Here is a 19,698-nt window from a genome sequence, read left to right on the forward strand (position 1 = left end):
ACCGGGACACCATCCGTGCCCCCGCCCGCCGTCCCGCAACCGACCGGAACCGCCGCGCCCGCCCTGGCGGGGACCCAGTCAACGCGCCTGCCGCCATCCCATAGCCAACCCGAACGCCGCTCACAAGTGGTGGCGGTGCTCAGAGGCCGAAGGCGGCGCGGGTCCACCGGTACTGGGCGTCCAGCAGGTCGCCCAGCAGGTCGTACAACGTTCCCTCCGGGTACACCCCGACCCGCTCCGGTTGCCCGTGCTCGCCCTCGGAGTCCCGTTCGGCCAGGAGGATCACGCGGCCGTCGGCGCGGTCCACGCCGAGCCCCACCAGCGCGGCCCGGGCGCCCGCGCACGCCTCCGCGTCGCCCTCGTGGTAGTAGCCCTCCACGAGGTTGTCCCACAGGGCGCGGGCGGGCGGGCTCTGGTCGGGGCTGAAGGCCCGCCCCGAGAAGACGACCACCATGGCGTCGACCCGCATCGCGGCGGCGCTGCGCCGGTGGGTGTCGTCGAACGTTCCCTCCGGCGGCACCGGTTGTGTTCTGAACGACTCGACGAGCGTACGGAGCACGGAGCCGAGCTCGCATTCGGCCACCCTGGGGTCCATCTCGTACTCGATGAACCCGGCCAGGGGGAACGGCGGGTCGGGCAGCGTGTTGTAGCCGAGGAAGAGTCTCGGCCCGCCGGGCGGCGCCCCGCGGGGGCCGATCGGCGCCGTCAGCGCTCCGTGCGCCACCCGGCCCAGCGCGCCGCACCCGTGATCGGGCAGACCTTCAGCCGACCGAAACATACTCATGAGCAAATTGTGTCAGTCGGATTACTCTTCGTATAGACGAAGCAGGTGACTTCAGGACGATCGAGCTACGCCTGCCCCTCGCCGGCGATCACCGCCACGGCCTCCACCTCCACGAGCTGGTCGTGGTAGCCGAGCACGGTGACGCCGAGCAGCGTGCTCGGCACGTCGTGCTCCCCCATGTACTCCCGGTACACCTCCCACGCCGTCACCAGGTCGGCCTGCCGGGTGGAGGCCACGTACACGGTGGTCTTGACGATGTCGGTCAGTGACGCGCCGGCGCCTTCGAGTGCCGTGACGAGGTTGCGCATCACCTGGTGGGCCTGGCCGGCGTAGTCGCCGACGGCGACGGTCTTGCCGTCGAGGTCGAGGGGGCAGGCGCCGGCGACCCAGATCGAGCGTACGGGCGCGTCGACGGTGGCGGCGTAGGCGTATTCGACCTGCTGGGTGAGCTGGTCGTTGCGAATGAGTCGAACTCCTGATGTCATGACCGTTCTTCCTACCATCCGGCGTCCCGTCGCCGCCTCCGGATTTTTCCGCACTTCGACCAGCGCCGATACCATCCTCCTGGAGCGTCCCCTCATGCACCGTCAGCTCAAGGGAGAGTCGCCGTGCGCGTCCACCTGGCCGTCTTAGCCGCCACCGTCACGATCCTCCCGTGTGCCGTCCTGCCCGCACTGGCCGTCCTGCCCGCGTCGGCCGCCGCGACCGTGTCGTACGAGTGCACCACCAAGGCCACCGGCGAGAAGCAGGAGGTCGGCGTCGACGTCGAGCTGACCGTGCCCGCGCAGGCCACCGTGGGCCAGCAGATGACGATCGGGTGGAGCGGGGTGTTCGTGACGGGCAAGGAGCTGACGGCTCCCGCGACGGGCATGGAGGGCGAGCTCAACATGTACGTGTACGCCGGGATCAGCGGCATCGACGACCTGACCTCGGCCACCGGCGTCGCCGAGCTGGGCACCGTCATCCCCGGCGAGCCCGTCGCCATCCCGCCGACGGCCACGATGACCACCACCCCGCGCAAGGGCGGCAGCGGCACCGTGCACGCGGGCGCCATCAACTTCGGCATGACGCCCCAGGACCGCCTCGTCGAGTGCGAGGTGAAGGACAAGGACTCTCTGACGCAGTACCCCCTCACCGTCCTCGACGCCGACGGCTCGACCCCCACACCCACCTCCACCCCCACGGACACCGGCACCCCCGAAGCCGGCGACGACGGCACCGGCGGCGAGGACCAGGAGAGCCCCGCCACGACCGACTCCGCCGACATCCCGGCAGGCGGGGTCGACACCGGTGCCGGCGGGCTGGCCGGCCCGGACGGGCGGGCGCTGGCGCTGACGGGTCTCGTGATCACGCTGGCGGCGGCCACCGGCCTCCGCCTCCGCAGACCCCGCCCCCGAACGCACCAGGGCCCGAACACCGGCCCCTAAAGGCCCCAGAGGCCCAAGAAGTGGCGTCAGCCTCCCACGAGCGGCACGAGCTTGACGAACGACACCACGGGATCGGCGGTGAGATCGATCGTCTCCGCCAGGTCCTCGATCTGCCGCTCCCCCACCAGTAACAGGAACCCGTTGCGCTGGAACGCCCGCTCCGCCAGGTCCGCCTGCCGCTCCCAGCCGACGCGCCGGCCGTTCAGCTCCGTCTCGGCCGCCACGGGCCGCACGAGGCCACGGAAGTGGGAGCCGGGCTCGGCGTTGTGCCGGGCGACCTCCTCGCGGACGCGCAGCCGGACGAGCTCGCGCGCCGAGATGCGCGCGGGCAGCCCGGGCAGCGTGAACTCGTCGAGCGGCCTGCCGGTCGCGCTCTCGTCCCGGAAGGTGACCGTGGCCATGGGGCGGCTCCGCTGAGGGTGTCGGTGTCTGACGGGTCCACCCATGATTAGCAGCCCGCACCGACAACCTCGCGTTCCGTTCGCCGGCGGCGGCCCCGACGGTCGCCGCCGGCACCTCCCCGGCCGCACGAGCGCCCGCCCAGCGGCTGGGGCTGGAGCCTCGCCGTTCTTGTTGAGGGTGCCCGCCGGGATGCCCTGCGCGCCAAGGCGTACACGTGGACGTTAGGGGTGGTGACGTGTCCCCCTCCGGAGGTCGGCTCGCCCTGCGTGGTGCACTCGCCCCGGAGCGGCGGCAGGACGGCGGACCTGGCCGGCCGCGCCTTCGTCTCGCCTGAGGTCGCCAGGATCGTCAAGGGGATCCAGGGTCAGGCATCAGCGGGCACGGTGGGGCCGCGGGTGCGCTCAGGGCCTGTCCGGAACGTTGCTGGGGTAGTCGCAGACGTTGATGACGGGGTTGAACACCAGGCCGGTCGGGCACACGAACAGGGTCGGGACACCCCACGAGCACTCGTAGAAGACCTCCATATACCTGTCGTCGATCAGGTAGACCGGATCCCCTTGGTTGGTGGGCGGGCACTGGCCGACTGGGGCGGCCGAGGCGGGAGCGGCAAAGGCGAGGGCCCCAGCGGAGGCGGCGACCGTCAAAGCGGATAACAGGGAGAGCTTTCCGGCCAGGCGCATCAGTTGGTCCTTCCGGCGCGTACTGCTTGGGGAAGTTCGGGTCGCACCGTCTCGCCGTCTTGAACCCTTCTCCAGGCGGACAAGCCGTGCGGCCCCGTGTCGTCCCCTGCCCCTGGCCGCATCCTGGGAAACACCCGCATCCGGGCCTCAGCCCCGACCGCACCCGTGTAGTCGATCGACTCCGGCTCCGCCTGTCGCCTTCGAACGGCCGGTCGGCGCAGCCCCCCGCGGCCACGCTGGTCACGCGACTACTCTCCGTATAGAAATGACTACGAAACGTTAAGGTACGGGTGGGCGGGATCCCGGCCGCCCGCAAGAGCACGGAGACAGCCAATGGCTCTCAGCTACGCCGACTTCAAACAACAGCTCAAGGACATGGGGGACCCTCTCGCCGACGAGGTCGTCACCCAGCTCCTGGACGCCGGCCAGGTCAACACCGTCAACGAGGTCTTCCGGCAGATCAGCACCGCCGACTCCGCCATCCCCGCGGACGCGCCCGCGGTGCTGCGCGACTACATGGAATCGACCCGGCAGTTCCCCTCCTGGGTCAAGGAGGGCGAGCTGGCCCGCACCGCGGGGTTCTTCGGGCGCTACCAGGGCGAGGCTTCCACGCTGCAGGCCACCGCGGGCCTGGTCGGCACCTATCTGGCGCCGATGGGCGCCAAGACCCTGGATTCCACCCACGTGCTGCGCCAGCCCCACCGCCGCCTGTCGCAGTCGACCCGGCTGTTCGTCGGCATGGGCAACGAGGACGCCTTCACCCCGCACTCCAAGCTGGTGCCCACCTGCCAGAAGGTCCGGCTCATCCACGCCGCGATCCGCCAGCTCCACCTGCGCTCCGGCCAGTGGGACCAGGCCCGCGACGGCATGCCGGTCTCCCAGCTCTACACCGCCGGCGCCGCCCTGGTCTTCTCCATCGGCATCCTAGACGCCATGCACAACCTCGGCTACCGGGTCACACCGGACGACGCCGAAGGCTTCTACTACGCCTGGCGGATCGTCGCCCACTTCCTCGGCGTGCCCGACGACATCCTGCCCGAGGGCTACCAGCAGGGCCGCACCCTGTGGCACGAGGCCCGCCCCCACGAGTGGGCCTCCAGCCCCGAAGGCATCAACCTCACCCGCGAATGCATCGAGCTGTACCAGGGCTACGTCGGGATGCCCGGCGCCGTGGCCGCGTTCCTGCGCCTGGCCCTCGGCGACACCTACGCCGACATGATGAAGATTCCCAGGAACGCCGTCCTGGACCCCGTCGCCCAGATCGGCGGCCTGTTCAACAAGGTCGTCTCCGCTACCCCGCTGTACGAGACCCCGCCGGTCAAGACGGTGCTCGGCGAGCTGAGCAACGCCGTACAGGAAGTCTCCATCCGGGCCTTCACCCACGGCCAGGAGACCGAGCCGCAGATGGCTGACCGCATCGTCGCACGATGACCCCGAACTCCGTCAGGTAGGAACGCGCGGTCGCTGCGGCGCGACCCGTCAGCCGCGGAGAACGGGCCCTGGCAGCCCTTGCCCCATCGGCCCGCCAGGGCCCGCCTCCATCGGCCCGCCAGGGCCTGCCTCCATCGGCGGAAAGGAACCTCAGCCATGCAGCTCCACTTCATCGGGACCGGATCGATCCTCAGCACCCAGATGAGCGCCTCCGCCCTCGTCGACAACAAGCTCCTCATCGACGCCCCCAACGGCGCCATGAAGGCCATGTGGCGCGACCACCTCGACCCGGCCACCATCGACCTCTGCCTCATCACCCACTTCCACGCCGACCACTTCTTCGACATCGTCTTCCTCTTCCTCGAACAAGGCCTGCGGCGCCCCCGCGACAGCGACCTGATCCTCATCGGCCTCACCGGCTTCCAGGAGCGCGTGGAGCAGTTGTTCGAGCTGGCCTACCCCGACACCTGGCCGGGGATGAAGGCCAAGACCCGCCCCCGCTTCATCGAGTTCGACCAGAGCGGCGGCGAATGGTCCGGCAACGGCTACACCATCCGCGCCACGGCCACCCAGCACACCGTCCCCTCGCTCGGCTACCTGATCACCGACGAGGCCGGCACCCGCCTGGGCTACACCGGCGACACCGTCTACTGCCCCGCCGTGGAAGACCTCGCCCGCGACAGCTCCGCACTCGTCCTCGACACGAGCTTCCACCACAGCAGGGCCGGCCACATGGGCCTGGACGACGTCGAAGCGCTCGCCGGCCGCTGGCCGCACCTGCCCCTGCTGACCACCCACCGAGACGACGACGTCAACACCTCCAGCCGCTCGACCGTCCTGTTCCCCACCGACGGCGACATCTTCCAGCTGAACCCGGACGGGCTCGCCCCCGACCAGCGAGAAGGGAATCGACCCTCCTGACCCCGCGGAGGCCGGGCATCCTCATCCGCAGGGTGCCAGGACACCCCTGCCGCGTGCCGGAACCGTGCCGAAGAGCAACCATCGAGCGACCCATGGCGCGCCCGGGTCCGTCCGGAGGCACTGGAAGCCGGCTCATCAGCCCGTGAGAGGTGTCAGAGGCAAGGGTCCCACCACCAGGCGATGGAGGCGATGGGCGGCGGGCCGGTGGGCGGGGCGGTCTGGGTGAAGGCGAGGGTGGTGCGCACCGCGTCAGGATGGCCGCCGTCGGGGTTGCGGTAGCGGCCCGCGCGCAGGCCCCAGGCGAGGTTGCCCGGGATCAGGCAGGACAGGTGCTCCACGTACCGGCGCAGGGGTGCGCTCGCGGCGGGCAGGACACGTTCGCGTAGCTGCAGGAAGCGCAGCGTGAGGCGGTTGCACAGCGTCACGGCCGCGGCCAGGCCCTGCTGCGGGGACAGTGCCTGTTCGGCGGCCAGGATGTCGGGCAGATTGAGGCGGCAGCGCGACGGCCGGGTGGTGCGGGCGGCGAGCCAGCGTTCCTTGCCGTAGGAGAACAGGTCGTCGTCGAAGGCGGCGACGGTGAGGGCGAGCTCGCTCAGGGCCCGCACCGCGGGGGCGTCCAGCTCCCGGGCGGGAATCTGCTCGCCGTCGATCAGTTCCGTCCAGCTCATGGTGGCGGCGCCGGCCGCGGTGTGCTGGCGCAGGTGGGCGTAGTCGTTGAGGCACGGGGTACGGTCGCGCAGCCGGCAGCCGAACTCCCACAGGACGCCGAGGTACCAGCCGCGATGGGCGTCGGCGACCCGGCGCAGCTGGGTGGGGGTGCCGAGGGCGTGGGCACGGGCGGCCAGGTCGGCGGTCGCGGCCAGGAACGGGTCGCCGCCGGCGCTCATCGCCGCGCCGGGCGCCTCCAGCAGGCGCACGATCCGCGCGGCCAGGTCGGCGAACGAGTCCGGGCGCATGCTGGCCGGTCCTTCGTCGCAGTGCACGTCGTCCAGGGTGAACATCAGCACGCACCAGTCGACGGCCAGTTGCAGCCGGTCGGCGGGAGCGTCCGGCAGGATGCGGCCGTAGAAGCCGCCGCAGTCGTTGCCGATCATGCGGGTGCGCGGGGAGCCGGCGATGCACAGGCCGAAGGCGTTGATCCAGTCGGCGGCGCGCCGGTTGAGAGCCTCCGCCTCCGCATGCCGCCGGACGGGCAGCGGACAGTAGCGGGGCGGCAGGCTCACCTGGAGGGGAGGGACGGTCGCGTGGTCGATGAACGTGACGGCCATGAATGCTGAGACCTTTCCCGGGCCCTGGCGTCCTGGTGAGGCAGGTGTGGCCCTTGTGGTCGGGCAGAGGCGGAAATGATGGGTGCTGGAGGGGGCTCATGTTCACAGGGGTGACGGGTCGGCTGCGCACCATGTCGTCGTGGCGGCTGGCCGTGGAGCTGAGCAGGGGTGGTGTGGCCGCCATGCTCGACCGGCTGGCGCTGGAGTCCCGGGGGGAGATCGTCCGGCTCGGGCTGGGACCGTTCCAGCCGTACCTGATCTCCCACCCCGGCCATGTGGGACACATCCTGCGGGAACGCGCGGACAACTATCCCCGGGGCGCGGCGATGTGGCAGGCGCTGGGACGGCTGAGCGGCCAGGGCATCGCGGGCGAGGGCCCGCGGTGGCGGGCCAGCCGCGACATCCTGCGCTCGGCGCTGTCGGCGGGTTACCTGCACGACCATGGCGAGCAGATCGCCTCCTCGGTCGCCGCCGGCGTCGAGGACCTGGGCCGGCGGGCGCGCGGCGGCCGGCCGGTGGACGGCGGCGCGGAGATGACCCGGCTGGTGCACCGGGTGATCAACCCGGTCTTCTTCGGCGGGCGGATCCCGCAGGACGACTGTGACCGGCTGGGCGCCGAGATCGGGGCCGCGCTGGGCTCGCTGCTGTGGCGGATGGCGCTGCCCGGCGTACCGTACGCGGTGCCGCTGCCCGGCGATCGGGCGTTCCGGCGCGCCGACCGTACGGTGCGCCAGTTGCTGCATCCCGTCATCACCGCCGCCCGCCAGGCCCCGGGCGGCGGGCACGATCTGATGACCGCGCTGCTGAACGGCACCGGCGCGGACGGCCGTCCACTCAGCGACGACCACGTGGGGCAGGACATCGTCGCGCTGTTCGTGGCCGGCTCCGACTCCACCTCGCTGACGCTGCAATGGCTGTGGGTGGCACTGACCGAGCACCCCCGGATCGCCGCGAAGGTGCACAAAGAGGTGGATCACGTCCTGGACGGCGGGCCCCCGCGGCCGGATCATGCCCGCCGGCTGGTCTACACGCAGATGGTGCTGGCCGAGGTGATGCGCCTGTCGTGCATGGCCTGGGCAGTGCCGCGGGTGGCCCTGTCCGGCGACGTCATCGACGGGGTACGGATTCCAGCCGGCGCCACCGTCGTCCTGTCGCCGTACCTGACGCACCGGTTGCCGCAACTCTGGGAACGGCCGCTGGAATTCCGTCCCGAGCGGTTCGCCCGCGAGCGGGTCCGCGCCCGGCACCCGCTGGCGTACCTGCCGTTCGGGGCGGGCGAGCACCAGTGCGTCGGGCAGGCGTTCGTCCTGCAGGAGATGACGCTCATCGTGGCCTGCCTGATGAGCCGTTTCGAGGTACGGGTCCTCGATCATGTCCGGTCCCGGCTGGCGCTGATGCTGGAGCCCGGCGGGCCCGTCCGGCTGACGCTGACGCCTCGCCCTGGCCGCGTGTGAGCGCTTGCCCCGCTTCGTCATCCGGCTCCGGCCTGGACCTCGCCCTGGCAGGTGAAGAACGGCCGGCCGCTGGACAGGACGGGGCCGAGGACGTCGCTGATCTTCGTGATGGCAGCCGGAGCGAGGGAGACCGGGATGTCGGTCGCCTTCACCCTGAACGAGGCTGGGCCGGTCGGCTGTCCGCTGATGTTGGCCGGGGGGATCGTGTAGGAGAACATCTCCACGTCACGGCTCTCCTGCGGGCCCGAAGGGGTTCTGATGGTGATCGCCCCCTTGGGCGTGCCCGAGGGGGTCGTTCCGCCAGGGTCGGTGAGCTCCACCGCACGCCCCTGCCCGCCGCGCAGGGAGAATCCGCCGGTCACAGCGACCTTGCCCTGTAGTGCGATGTCCACGCTGCCCTCCGGTCTGCCGTACCGGATGGTGTCCGCGGACACTTTCCGCGCCGGGGCCACCGCGTCGAAGGTGATCTGCCTGTCGTTGAGGACCTGGGCGGCCTCGGGGGTGAGTCGGCATTCGAGGGTGCCGTTGGTGATCGTGGCGAGTTTCATGCCGCTGCTGTAGGCGAGCAGGCCCAGACCTGCCGCCGCGCCGGTCAGCGCTATCGCGGTCGGCCACAGGACGCGGGCGGTTTTGAGTGTGGTGAGGAAACGGCGCACGGGAGGAACCTTCCGGAGGAAGAGGGGGCGGTGGTTACTCGCCTTATTGCCGCCCCGGCGACCACGTACCGTTATGAATGGTGACTATATGCTACAGTCCGGTGCCGGCACCGGACCTGTGCCGCAGTGGCTACGCGGCTCGGCTCTACTCGTTGATCTTGCGGGCCTGCTGGGCCGTCCAGGCGCCGGTCGGGTCGGCGGTCAGCCCGAGGACGTGCACACGAGGTATCGGTGCTGGGCCGACCCTCCTGCTCCAAAGGATCCGGCTCCCGGATCTCCTGGCTCATCCAGGGGCGGCCGGACCGGTGCGGACACGTCCATCGCCCTGGACCAGGCGACGGTGCCAGGCCAGCAGGATGCCTGGTGTCACCGGCCGGTGAGCCCGCATCCCGGGTGGTCTCGATAGCGAGACAAGGGTCAGTTCGTGACCGTGAGCAGGCCGTACAGTTTGCTGATCTTCTCCTGGTCGGCGATGAGCGGCAGCGTGTCGAACGTCAGGTTCCAGTCGGTCACCTTGCCGTCCCGGTGGCCGAAGCGCTCGACGATGCCGTAGGTGATGTCACGACCCTGACTGCGGACCGTGCCGTACCACTCCTGATAGGTGGCGTTCCTGGTGCGGACCGTCTGCCCTGGTTCGAGCCTGCCGGCAAGGGCGCCGTCCTGGTCGTCCTCGAACTTGCCGACCAGCTTGTTGATGTAGGCGAGCTGGGCAGATCGGGTGTGCAGCGTACGCTCGCCGAGCCCTATACCCGACAGCGGCGCCGCGCCGACGCCGTCCACCAGCGCCTCGGCATTCTTGCCGTTCCAGGCGGCGGCGCGGGCGAGAAGGTTCTTGGTCAGCCGGCTCACGTCCACTGGCCGGAGGGACGCGGGTTCGCCGGAGTCGGTGATACCGCCGAACATGTCCTCCAGGCGCAGTTCCTCGGGAGCGATCGGGTTGAACCAGGCGAACCTGTCGTAATAGCGCCGTCCTTGCACCACGTCGCCGTCCTTGTTCACCACGACGCGGTAGATGGCGGGGTAGTCGATGGTTCGGCCGTGCACCACGACCCGGTTGGCGGCGCCGTACATGACAGTGTTGTCGCCGATGGCGATGCGAGTCGGGTGCATGTTGAAGGACGGGAGGAGCGTGAGGCTGTTGGAGATGGCCTTCTTGATGTTCTCCCTGCCCTGCACGATCGGGCTGGCCGCCTCCCAGAGGGTGGCGTCCTGCGACCAGATCTTCTCGTACGCCGCCACCCGCTCGTCGAAGCCGTCCTCGGTGAGCATGGCGCCGAAGGTGGTCTGCCGCTCGATGAAGGTGCCGGCCTGCGGGGTCATCCGCCCCTCGATCACCGGCTGCGCCGGCTCCTGGGCCTGGACCGGTTCCAGGGCCTGAGCTGGAGTGGCCACGACACCGAAGGCAAGAGCGCCGACCGTAAGGACAAGGCCGAGGTTCCGCTTCATGTTCATGGCCATCATTCGGCCCTAAATAGCCCTTACCTGTCGATTACCTACCAGGTAGGCGGATTTCGGACGGCGGCTCCTCTGGTGCAGGGTGCCCTCCTTCTCCAAGAGCAGCCCCGCGTACTTCTCCAGCAGGACGCGGGCGCGATCATAGCCGAGGCGGGCGCGGCCGGTGCGCGGGCAGATGTCTCCGGCGCCCGGGCGGCGAGCGGGGACCGGGCGGCGTTCAGACGGGAACAGCGGGCCGTGCGTACGCGTGGTGCTGTCCGGGAGCCGGAGGAGGCGGGGCAGCTGCGCGTCAATGGCCGGCTGCACCACATAGGTATCGACAACCCGCGCTCGAACCCGGAGGCAGGGTTTCCGATGTCGTGAGACATCGCGACATGCCACGGCGGGGTTCGTATCTGCGCACGCAGCTCAGGAGGAAGGGTGCTGGTGGCGTCCGTCACTACCACCCACCACCATCGCAAGAGACAATGCCAACGTGAGGCGACGCTGGCAGGCTGCAGGCGTTGTACTCGCTATTGCCGCGCTGGCCATAGTGGTCATTGTTGTAGCGCGCGCTCTGGACCCTGAGGACAAGGTCAACTTCGCCGATCTAGCCGGAGTGGGCATCGCTGCAGCGGTGGCAATCAGCGCTTTAGCGGAATGGATGATCCGGCGGCGCCATTCCTCGAGAGTTGGCGGGCCGGCCCCTGTAGACGTAAGGGAGGCTGCCGATGTGCTTGCCAGCCTGGTCCGGCGTCAGTGGGAGGCCGAGGCCAGACACCGCTCGCTAGATGACCCGGAGCCGATTCCGGTCCGGTGGCAGCTGACCGCCAACGAGGCGGTTACAAGTCAGGTCCGGTCCCGATACCGGTACTGCTGCCGGTATCCGGGTGGAATCTTAAGACCCACCCTCTCTTGCAAGATTGGCTGTATCACCGACTGACCCAGGACTATCCCGCTCTCCGCGCTCCTGAACTGGGGGCCGATGCCGCCGACGTATTGGCCAAGGGCGGATACATCTTGCCCATCCTGGACGGCCTGGATGAAGTAGGCGAGATGGTCCGCGCCGAGATCATCACTGCGCTCAACGGCTCTCTCAAATACAGCGATCAGCTCATCCTGACCAGTCGCTCCATCGAGTTCGCGGCCGCTGTCGCCGCCGCAGGCCGACCCTTAACGGGTGCCGCCGTTATCACTCCCACCCAACTCACCTCCCAAAACGCCGCCCGCTATCTGCGTGCATGCCTGCCGACGACACCAACCACGCCATGGCAGAAAGTGCTCAGCGCGCTGGAGTCACACGACGCTCCTGCTCTTGCCGAACTGACCGCCACTCCGCTGGGCCTATGGCTCGTTCGCACTGTCTATACCGCTGGCCGCGCCGACCCCACTCCTCTGATCGAAACATTCGGCCGCCACACCCGCGCGCTACGCGTGCATCTACTCGACCAGCTCATTCCTGCCCTCATCCAAACTCGGACACCCAGCCAGGATCCGGGTGACTATTTCCGCCCTCGCCATCGTTGGGATCCTGAAGCTACCCGCCGATACCTTGTCACTCTCGCCTGCATCTTCGACCCTCTGGTCACCCGCGACATCGCTTGGTGGGGCATTCCAGATGCAACTCACGTTCCTCTTGTCCCGAATCCAGAGACGTATCCGTGGGGTTCGGACATGGAATCAGACATAGACCTGGCAGTTAGTGTCAGCCTTATGAGGCCGGAGCCTCTTGACCTCACACCCATCAGCACGCCTGTCTCAAGTTGGCGATCATCTAGGGCCGCCACTCTTCGCAGCATTTCCACCGTCGGCCTTGGGTATATGTTTGTGGGGATTGGAGCTGGTTTTGCAATCGGGCTTCTCCCTGAAATTGACCCCATGCCTGAGCTTGGGGCGATATTCACGTTTCTCTCTATCGCGGGCTACGTGGCGCGCACAGCAAAAAGGAGTGCTTGGCTGGCAACTAGCAGCGCCGCCAGGAGGCTCGCCATCCGACAGAGGCTGCCTAGACGGATTATGCTGTTTCTCGAAGACGCTCACCGGTTAGGTCTGCTTCGCGCAGTTGGGCCGGTGTACCAGTTCCGCCACGCCGTCTTGCATGACCACTTCGCGACTGCATACCCCGATGACCGTTGGCAGCGCCCGAAGTCCAACTTGTAATTTTGGCGAACGACTCGTGACCCGATGGCCATGTCACGTGGTCGACATGTTCCGTGCTTGCCGCGTGCGAAGCGTGGCGCCTAAACGCAGTCATAGGTCCCGCCCTGGCAGGTGGGGCGCAAGCGTTCGGGCGATCGTATGGCTCGGCAACCGAAAATTAGTCTCATCGAGGCAGCTCTTGTTGCACGTGCATCTGCCAGATGATGTTAGCTGGTAAGCCGAGATCACCGAGCCGCAGCAAAGTGGCCATCCGCGGCAAATGACACGTGGCTTAACTCGGGCGGGTGTAGCTCCTTTTGAGGGACCGAGTTGATCAGGCGGTGACTTCGTAGTCGCGCCGGCCGTGGACGCGTTGATGTTCTTGGCCGAGGTAATGGCGCCAGTATTCGGGCAGATCGTTGTTGGTGATGAGGGCGCGGAGTTTGAGGATGACTTCGGCTCCGGAAGGCCTCAGCGGGCGCCGGTCATGTCGAGGCGGTCGGCGACGAGGTGGCGGCAGGCGCCTTGGATGACACCGGTCGCGATGGGCCGTCCTGGGGCCAGCGCCTGGTCGTAGCGGAGGAACGCTGCGTGCTCGCTCAGGTAGCGGATGAATGGTCCCAACGGAAGGCCCCCACCATCCCGCGTCTGGTGGTGCTCCCCGTGCACGCGAGCGCCGCCAGGAGGTGTCGAAGGTGCGGGGGCGCCGGACCGTGGCGGTGGCGAGCGCAGAACCGGTAGCACCGTCGTTGCACTGACCTGCAAACCGAGCCGAACCAGCGCACCCTCACCGTGTACCGCAGCACCTCCGGCAGGAGCGGGCCGATGCTGCCAGGACCGCTCGATCGCTCCAGTCCAGCTTCGGCCGGGCTACTTGGCGCTCCGCCCGGCAAGCATCCGGACGATGAAGAACAAGTTCAGATGGACGGATGGTCGTAAACCCGGCCAAGGGTCTGGAACCACTCCTCGTCGATGAAGCGGCCCGTCATACGTCCTACGATGACCAGAAAGGCATTGGCCAGCGGCACGTCGCTTTCATCATCGCCATAGTCCCGTACCAAGCCTTGAACGTATCGCTCGAAAACAGAGCTCTCCGGCAGATGCCCATCCCAGAAAGGCTCGATCTCCTCTGACACCTCCCCGCCCTTGGCATGGAAATACAGCGGGTAGAGGCCGTCGACATCCTGCAACCAGCTGATCTCAAGCGTTTTCCGGTCGCCGGCACTGAGTGGCAGGAGTGCCGCACGCACCCCGACGGGGCTGACCACAACTGACCAGTCGGAGTTGTGCCGACCCAACCACAAGCTGTTTTTTTCGTCCAGCGGAACGGACGGATCGGCCATTGCCGACGCTTCCTCACGCAAGGTTGCGTCACGCCGTGTTCGAAAGTCGAGCTGGAGTAACTCGGCGATTTCATCGACGTCATTCCGTTCTATCCACAGACCCCAGAACGCGTCGGTGAACCCATGCGCCGCCAGCAACTCGTGTTGATCCTGCTGCGGCATTCCCTGCTCAATGTCAGCCATCCAGCCTTCTTGCGTAAGTAGACAGCATTTCGGGGTGGGGCCGAGCCGGCCACCACCCCGAATGCTTATCGGGCGGACATCTCGATCTCGTCACACACTGATCACGGGACGATCCAGACCCAGAACGGGGTGTCGGCAATCACCCGATTGCGGGCGTAGAAGCTGCCCAGTGCCGCTCCATGACTTCCCCTTCCTGTGTTGTGGGCCTTTCCGACGGCGAGCAGCGAGTATTTCCCCTTGGCGTAGTATGCGCCTTGCAAGGTGGAGGCGAAGGGATATTCGTCACACTGGATCTCGCCGTTCGGGTCCAGTGCATGCCTCAGGGGATCCACGAATCTCTCCGGGAAGTAATACCTGCAGTAGTTGGCATAGCTGGTCCCGTCGACCATGAAAGTCCTGAGGAAAACGGGCCGGTTCTTTCTCTGGGTCTCGCCTGCCGGGCCCCTGACCAGAGGATCCCCCGCCTCCAGTACCTCAGGGTCAGTACCGAAAGGCGCTGCCCAGTTGCCGGGGATGACCTTGGTCTTCTCGGAGCCGCTAACACCCTTGGCCGGCGGGTCCTGGGTTTCGTTGTCACGCAGTGGCGGAACGGTGAGTTTGTTGTCGGTGGCGCTGCCGTCCTGCTTGAGTGCCTTTTCGATGTGCTGGATGACCTGAAGGTAACTCGCATCCCTGCTCTTCGACATGATGAAGATCCGTTTGGCGAGGGGCAGGATGCAGGCGCCGGTATGCACACCTGTCGTCGAGGCTGCCGCGACTGCGGCCGTGCCTTCGCCTTCGGGATCCGCGTTGCTCACGCGGTACCAATCGCAACGGACATGCGGGGTGTAGGGCTTCTCGTTGGGATCGTTACCGCTGGGGTCACCGCCGCCGTTGTGCTTGCCGAGAATCTGCCCCTTCTGGTCGTAGACGACCTGGCTCCACAGGTACATCGGCCGGTACGTCCATTCGTCGTCCACATCCACCATGGTCGGGCGCAGCGTGCACTTGTCAGCCTTGTCACCGTCGGTGTCCTGCACGGTGAAGAGGAATTCGTCGTCTCCATCCGCCTTCCAGCCGGTGAGGCTCGTCTGACGGCTGGAGCCGGACGTCATCCGACAGGTGGAGCCGCTGTCGGCGGTCGGCTTGACCTCCAGTTTCAGCAACTCGTCGTCGTCGCCCGTCGTGACGTTGCCCAGCACGTTGTACGTCTTGACGTTGCTGATCTTCGTCCACATCTTGATCTGCTGTGGCTGGAGACCGCTCGTGCCGCCGTTGACGACTCCGTCGCCCGTGGCGTTGCCCAGGTAGGTGTGCATCACCCAGGTCGCCTGGTACTGCAGGCGGACGGAGTCCTTCTTACCGGCGCTGGCGATCCACTTGCCGGCCTTCCTGGCGAAGATGTAGTCGATCACGTTGATGTAGCGGCTCCAGCAGGCGCTGTACGGCCTGACCACGAGATGTGCGACGTTGCCACGCCCCAGGCCCGGGTCGATGCCGGCCTGTCGCGCCACTTCAAGGCAGTCCTCCATGGATATGTGCTCATAATTGAAGGGTGTCTCGGCGGCTACCGCTGTCTTGCCAGGGCCGGTGCCGGTGGCCGTCACCGCCTTGGGCTTGTGGCGGCTTTGGCCCTGCGGCACGTACACGGACGAAGGGCGGCTTTCTTCCCTGTCCTTTTCCGCTGCCCCGCTACCGCGAGCCGCGGCCAGGGTGTTCGCGGTGATCAGGGTGACCTCGTCGAAGTAGATCGTGGCTGAGCCGTCCACATAGATAACGGCGTATGCGGCTCCTGCCGGCGCCCTGACCTGGCCGAAGACCTGTTGCCATTGGCCGATCTCCTCTTCTATGGGAAAGTTGTCGACCGACAGGAGGTCGAAGCCCAGGTCGTACCATTCGATGCCGAAGTTGAACCCGTCAAGGGACGTGGCGGCCGGGTAGAACCAGCCCGACAGCCCGTAGTCGGTGTCCTCGGAGATTTCGAACGTCTCCGCGGCAGCCCCCCAGGTGCCCTCTAGAGGGGCGAACTTGGCCGAGGCGTTCCCTTCGTGCGCCCGTTCGGTTGACCTGGTGAGTTCGTCCTCTTCGTAGTAGGTGTACCAAGGGTCGATCTCCGACTCGAAGTACGGGTTGGGGTTCACCGGCTCGGCCGCCGCCGCGATCGTGGTGAACGACCACGAATGCGCGGTCTGCGTGTTGCCGGCGACGTCCGTGGCAGCACCGGCGGTCGCTGTGTAGGTCGTCCCCGCCTTCAGCGGAGCTGAGGGGGTGAAGACGGCCACATCGTCCTCGGGCATCGAGACGGTTCCCGCGACGGTTGCACCCCCGCTTTCAGAAAGGGTGATCTGCGGGCCGATCACCGGCTCGCTGTAGGAGACGCGCAGGTGCGTGCCGAGTATCACGTCGACGGCTCCGTCAGGCGGCGCTGTCTCCGTCACGGAGGGTGGTGTCGTGTCCGGGGGGACGGCGGTGGCCGTGGTAAAGGACCAGGAGTAGGCGGTCATGACGTTGCCGGCGGCGTCGGAGGCGCCGCTGATCTCGGCGGTGTGGCCGGTGCCGGCCGCGAGCGGGGCGGCTGGGGTGAACGTGACCGTGGTGCCGGCCTGGTCGAGCGATGCCGTGCCCTGGACGGTTGCGCCCGCGGCGTCCTTCAGGGTCAGGACCGGGTTCTGGACGGGTTCGCAGAACATCACCAGGACCTTGGTGTCCGTGCCCACCCCTGGGGCGTTGGCCGCCGGGCTGTGCGAGCGGATCGAAGGCGCGGCCGTATCGGGATCCGGGTTCGGCGGGCAGTGCGAGACCGTGGTGAACGTCCACGAATAGTCACCAACCACGTTCTCCCAGATGTCCTCAGCGCCCGACACGGTAGCGGTGTACTGAACGCCGGCGGCCAGTGGGGTGGCGGGTGTGAAGGTCGTCCTCGTTCCGGTTTCATCCGCCTCGGTGGTTCCGGAAACCTCGGTTCCGTCGGACGCTTTGAGACTGACGGTTCCCCCGATCACCTTCTCGGAGAAGGTGATCGACACCGTCGTGTCCACAGGCACGCCGACAGCGCCGGGTGATGGTGTCACCGAGGTGATGGTCGGAGGGGCATCGTCGCCAAGCCTCTCCGGGTCTCCTTCCGCTCCGCTGGTGTCAAGTTTGTCAGTGCCCACCGGGTACGCCTCAACAGCATCTCCTGAGTTGCGTGACCGCTCCAGGAGGGCGGTGAACTGATCGCTGACCGACACCGCCTCGATCTCCTCAGGCTGATAGTCCTGAAGGGCGACCGCTTCCTCATAGCTGGGATTGGTCGTCTGCTCCTTCAGCGTGGAGTAGACGACCGACGCTCGTGGCGCCGGCTCGTACTGGACGAACAGAACAGGGCCCCGTCCGTCGCTGCCGGTGTACTGGTCGGAGCGGTATTGGCGCCAGTTGGCCCCGGCGGCACCCTCGGTGGCGGCGCGGATCATGAGCCCGTAGTCCGCAGTTCCGTCCGCCCATGCCTGCACGATGTTCTCAATTGAGTGGTAGAGCTCGCCGCTGCCCGAACAACCTGCCAGCGTTGCGCTGTAGCCGCCAGTGGCGATCACCGCGTCCGTGCCGGTGCTGGAGGGCTGATGAGCCCAGGTCAAGGTGGAGTAGTCGTACGCCTCGGTGAGCCGCCGCGCGACGATCCCCACTCCCACCGTAGTGCCACAACCGCTGGCGTGGTAATTCCACAACCGCAGGTCCGCGTTCAGGATCGTGGCGTAGTCCAGATCGGTACCGTTGATCACATACCGGAGGTACGTACGCCACAGTTCTCCGTCGGCCGACCGGCCCGCCCGGAGCCACGTGGACAGCGTCGCTGAATTGGGGTACTGCACGCTGGAGACGAAGGTGTCGGAGGAGTCGCCCGCGCCGACCCAGTCATCACTCATCGGCACGATCACCGGGTAGGCCACCGAGGGATCCGACAGGAAGCCGGCGTCGGGCACCACTACCAGTGATGGCCTACCCGCAGCGTCCGTGGACACCGAGACGTCCACCTTGCCGATCTTGCCCTGCTCCGGCGCCTCAGCGGCCTTGGCGTCGATGGCTTGCGCCGTCAGAGGTGGGCTCTCGGCCGTGCCCTGTGCTGACATGAGCTGCGGCCAGCCGTCCGCGGCCTTGCTGAACGCGCGTCCCTTCGGCAGGGTGACAGGCAAGGTGACCTGGACCCGTCCTTCAGGACGGGTGCGAAGCACCACCTCTTGGGCGAACCCATCCGGAAGCGCGGTGAGCACCAGATCAGCGCCCTTTGCCACCGCGTCTCGATAAGTGATCCTGTTGCCCTTAACGACCGGTTTCGGAAGCTTGCGATCCCAGCCAATCGAAACGGGGCCGTCCTTGTCATGGGCGGTGACCAGGATGCCGGCACCCTCGCCACCGAAGATCAAGGGTGTCTTGACCAGCTTGGCCTCGAGCGTGCCGTCGGCCCTCGTCACAATCGAGGTGTCTATCGGCCGCCAGGACTTCTTACCGTCCTTTCCGGCCACCTCCAGCTGGACCGGAGCGGTGCTGAGCTCGGCCTGCAGGGTCTTACCGTCAGGGTTCGCCCACACCTTCATCGTCTCGGTGTAACGAGAGGGAAGGGCTACGCGTTCACCGGTCTTGACGGCCTTGGCCTTGGCGGCTGCCAGCACCTTGTCCACACGAACAGGATTGGATTCATCTGCTGGCGAGCCGACGTTATTCGACTGAGTGGTCACGGCGGAGGGCTGAATGGATTCTCGGGCATCCGCAGGCGTGGCCACAAGCGGAATGGGCAGCAGCAGTGCGGCCAATAAGGCGACACGGTGGCGGGCCCGGATGGATAAGCCGGAAGGTGATCGTTCGGTCACTCGCATCCCTTCGGACGATCATGCGCAACGACGTGATCATCACATGGGTAACGAGCTACATAAAGATCCGCTTCGGCGCTGAGCACCGGCGGCTTGGCGCTGCTCCACGCGCTGGCCCCAGAGGCGTCACATGCCGTCGAGATCGCCGCATTGGCGACCACCAACGGAGTCGCGACATTGGCGCGCGTCATGCTGACGCGCGTCCGGATCTTCCATCCACGGCGTCTGGGGCACCGGCCGGCTCCGGCCGTTTCACATGGGACACCCGGCCAGGTGCTCCCCGCGCAGGCGGGGATGGTCCCCGGTAGACCAGTCGTAGGGGTCATCGGCGTCGTGTTCCCGCGCACGCGGGGATGGACCCGGCTCGGGGTCGAAGTCCTCCAGCCGTACAGCTTGATCAACTCTTTGTCGGAACGTCAACCCTTCCGGCCCGGCATGCCCGCTGCGCCTTCCGGTTTGGCGTTACTTGATCGTCTTACGGGTCTGATCTGACGAACGGGTTCGCGGAACGCCCCGCCACATGCCGGAACCATGCCGAAGAGCAACCAGCGAGCAACCACGGGGCACATCAGCGCGGCCGGAGTCGCTGAGAAAACGAAAAACCCCAGCTCAGAACCCTGAGCTGGGGTTTTCGTGCGGTGCGCCGCCAGGGACTCGAACCCCGGACCCGCTGATTAAGAGTCAGCTGCTCTGACCAACTGAGCTAGCGGCGCGCTGGCAGACAGGAATATACCGGTGATCCGCATCCTGGTC

At 67.3% G+C, this 19,698-nt stretch carries 15 protein-coding genes and 1 tRNA gene; 5 read left to right on the forward strand and 11 right to left on the reverse strand.

Annotated features, from left to right (window positions below; genetic code table 11):
- Window positions 1-139: 139 nt before the first annotated feature.
- Window positions 140-784: a hypothetical protein gene (locus tag HCN51_RS14200; protein WP_168010108.1), complete on the reverse strand. Its 645-nt coding sequence runs from the start codon at window positions 782-784 to the stop codon at window positions 140-142.
- A gap of 65 nt (window positions 785-849) precedes the next feature.
- The gene (locus HCN51_RS14205; protein WP_168010109.1) at window positions 850-1,269 is read right to left on the reverse strand and encodes a RidA family protein; all 420 of its coding nucleotides are present in this window, start codon (window positions 1,267-1,269) and stop codon (window positions 850-852) included.
- A gap of 123 nt (window positions 1,270-1,392) precedes the next feature.
- Here HCN51_RS14205 and HCN51_RS14210 point away from each other — a divergent pair, with 123 nt between their 5' ends.
- Window positions 1,393-2,211 (forward strand): hypothetical protein, encoded by an 819-nt coding sequence (locus HCN51_RS14210; protein WP_168010110.1) that lies wholly within the window; start codon window positions 1,393-1,395, stop codon window positions 2,209-2,211.
- A 26-nt stretch (window positions 2,212-2,237) separates the two neighbouring features.
- On the opposite strand, the gene HCN51_RS14215 is transcribed toward HCN51_RS14210, so the two are convergent.
- Window positions 2,238-2,612: a hypothetical protein gene (locus HCN51_RS14215; protein WP_168010111.1), complete on the reverse strand. Its 375-nt coding sequence runs from the start codon at window positions 2,610-2,612 to the stop codon at window positions 2,238-2,240.
- Between the two features lie 402 nt (window positions 2,613-3,014).
- Window positions 3,015-3,293 carry a chitin binding peritrophin-A domain-containing protein gene (locus HCN51_RS14220; RefSeq protein WP_168010112.1) on the reverse strand — a complete coding sequence of 93 codons (279 nt, stop codon included), beginning with the start codon at window positions 3,291-3,293 and terminating at the stop codon, window positions 3,015-3,017.
- 333 nt (window positions 3,294-3,626) lie between these two features.
- Here HCN51_RS14220 and HCN51_RS14225 point away from each other — a divergent pair, with 333 nt between their 5' ends.
- Window positions 3,627-4,724, forward strand: coding sequence for an oxygenase MpaB family protein (locus HCN51_RS14225; protein ID WP_168010113.1), 1,098 nt, complete (start codon window positions 3,627-3,629; stop codon window positions 4,722-4,724).
- A gap of 156 nt (window positions 4,725-4,880) precedes the next feature.
- Window positions 4,881-5,645, forward strand: a complete 765-nt coding sequence (locus tag HCN51_RS14230) for an MBL fold metallo-hydrolase (RefSeq protein WP_168010114.1) — start codon at window positions 4,881-4,883, stop codon at window positions 5,643-5,645.
- A gap of 152 nt (window positions 5,646-5,797) precedes the next feature.
- Here the strand turns inward: HCN51_RS14230 and HCN51_RS14235 are convergent, their stop codons facing one another.
- Window positions 5,798-6,913, reverse strand: coding sequence for a terpene synthase family protein (locus tag HCN51_RS14235; RefSeq protein WP_168010115.1), 1,116 nt, complete (start codon window positions 6,911-6,913; stop codon window positions 5,798-5,800).
- 98 nt (window positions 6,914-7,011) lie between these two features.
- Between HCN51_RS14235 and HCN51_RS14240 the strand changes: the two genes are divergently transcribed.
- On the forward strand, window positions 7,012-8,367 hold the full coding sequence (locus HCN51_RS14240; RefSeq protein WP_168010116.1) for a cytochrome P450: 1,356 nt from the start codon (window positions 7,012-7,014) through the stop codon (window positions 8,365-8,367).
- 17 nt (window positions 8,368-8,384) lie between these two features.
- Here HCN51_RS14240 and HCN51_RS14245 read toward each other — a convergent pair whose 3' ends face one another.
- Together HCN51_RS14245 and HCN51_RS14250 are read right to left on the reverse strand one after the other, a co-directional pair.
- A complete protein-coding gene (locus HCN51_RS14245) occupies window positions 8,385-9,023 on the reverse strand; it encodes a hypothetical protein (RefSeq protein WP_168010117.1) in 639 nt (212 codons plus the stop codon).
- 417 nt (window positions 9,024-9,440) lie between these two features.
- Window positions 9,441-10,415 carry a nuclear transport factor 2-like protein gene (locus HCN51_RS14250; protein WP_168010118.1) on the reverse strand — a complete coding sequence of 325 codons (975 nt, stop codon included), beginning with the start codon at window positions 10,413-10,415 and terminating at the stop codon, window positions 9,441-9,443.
- A 957-nt stretch (window positions 10,416-11,372) separates the two neighbouring features.
- On the opposite strand from HCN51_RS14250, the gene HCN51_RS14255 reads away from it, so the two are divergent.
- Window positions 11,373-12,617, forward strand: a complete 1,245-nt coding sequence (locus HCN51_RS14255) for a hypothetical protein (protein ID WP_168010119.1) — start codon at window positions 11,373-11,375, stop codon at window positions 12,615-12,617.
- 450 nt (window positions 12,618-13,067) lie between these two features.
- Here HCN51_RS14255 and HCN51_RS62955 read toward each other — a convergent pair whose 3' ends face one another.
- The 4 genes from HCN51_RS62955 to HCN51_RS14275 form a co-directional block, all read right to left on the reverse strand.
- Window positions 13,068-13,220: a hypothetical protein gene (locus tag HCN51_RS62955; RefSeq protein ID WP_428981537.1), complete on the reverse strand. Its 153-nt coding sequence runs from the start codon at window positions 13,218-13,220 to the stop codon at window positions 13,068-13,070.
- Window positions 13,221-13,513: 293 nt separating this feature from the next.
- Window positions 13,514-14,122 carry a hypothetical protein gene (locus tag HCN51_RS14265; RefSeq protein WP_168010120.1) on the reverse strand — a complete coding sequence of 203 codons (609 nt, stop codon included), beginning with the start codon at window positions 14,120-14,122 and terminating at the stop codon, window positions 13,514-13,516.
- A 101-nt stretch (window positions 14,123-14,223) separates the two neighbouring features.
- Complete coding sequence (locus HCN51_RS14270; protein WP_168010121.1) at window positions 14,224-18,945, reverse strand: Ig-like domain-containing protein; 4,722 nt, start codon at window positions 18,943-18,945, stop codon at window positions 14,224-14,226.
- 639 nt (window positions 18,946-19,584) lie between these two features.
- Window positions 19,585-19,658: transfer RNA gene (locus HCN51_RS14275), tRNA-Lys, on the reverse strand.
- Window positions 19,659-19,698: the final 40 nt, after the last annotated feature.

It is taken from the genome of Nonomuraea composti, from assembly GCF_012034275.1.
GTDB lineage: Bacteria > Actinomycetota > Actinomycetes > Streptosporangiales > Streptosporangiaceae > Nonomuraea > Nonomuraea composti.

Excerpts from the sequence above, each read along its gene's own strand:
- HCN51_RS14205 (WP_168010109.1), bottom strand. The coding sequence starts at position 1,269 with ATGACATCAGGAGTTCGACTCATTCGCAACGACCAGCTCACCCAGCAG.
- HCN51_RS14215 (WP_168010111.1), bottom strand. The coding sequence starts at position 2,612 with ATGGCCACGGTCACCTTCCGGGACGAGAGCGCGACCGGCAGGCCGCTC.
- HCN51_RS14225 (WP_168010113.1), top strand. The coding sequence starts at position 3,627 with ATGGCTCTCAGCTACGCCGACTTCAAACAACAGCTCAAGGACATGGGG.
- HCN51_RS14265 (WP_168010120.1), bottom strand. The coding sequence starts at position 14,122 with ATGGCTGACATTGAGCAGGGAATGCCGCAGCAGGATCAACACGAGTTG.
- HCN51_RS14240 (WP_168010116.1), top strand. The coding sequence starts at position 7,012 with ATGTTCACAGGGGTGACGGGTCGGCTGCGCACCATGTCGTCGTGGCGG.
- HCN51_RS14220 (WP_168010112.1), bottom strand. The coding sequence starts at position 3,293 with ATGCGCCTGGCCGGAAAGCTCTCCCTGTTATCCGCTTTGACGGTCGCC.
- HCN51_RS14230 (WP_168010114.1), top strand. The coding sequence starts at position 4,881 with ATGCAGCTCCACTTCATCGGGACCGGATCGATCCTCAGCACCCAGATG.
- HCN51_RS14235 (WP_168010115.1), bottom strand. The coding sequence starts at position 6,913 with ATGGCCGTCACGTTCATCGACCACGCGACCGTCCCTCCCCTCCAGGTG.
- HCN51_RS14200 (WP_168010108.1), bottom strand. The coding sequence starts at position 784 with ATGAGTATGTTTCGGTCGGCTGAAGGTCTGCCCGATCACGGGTGCGGC.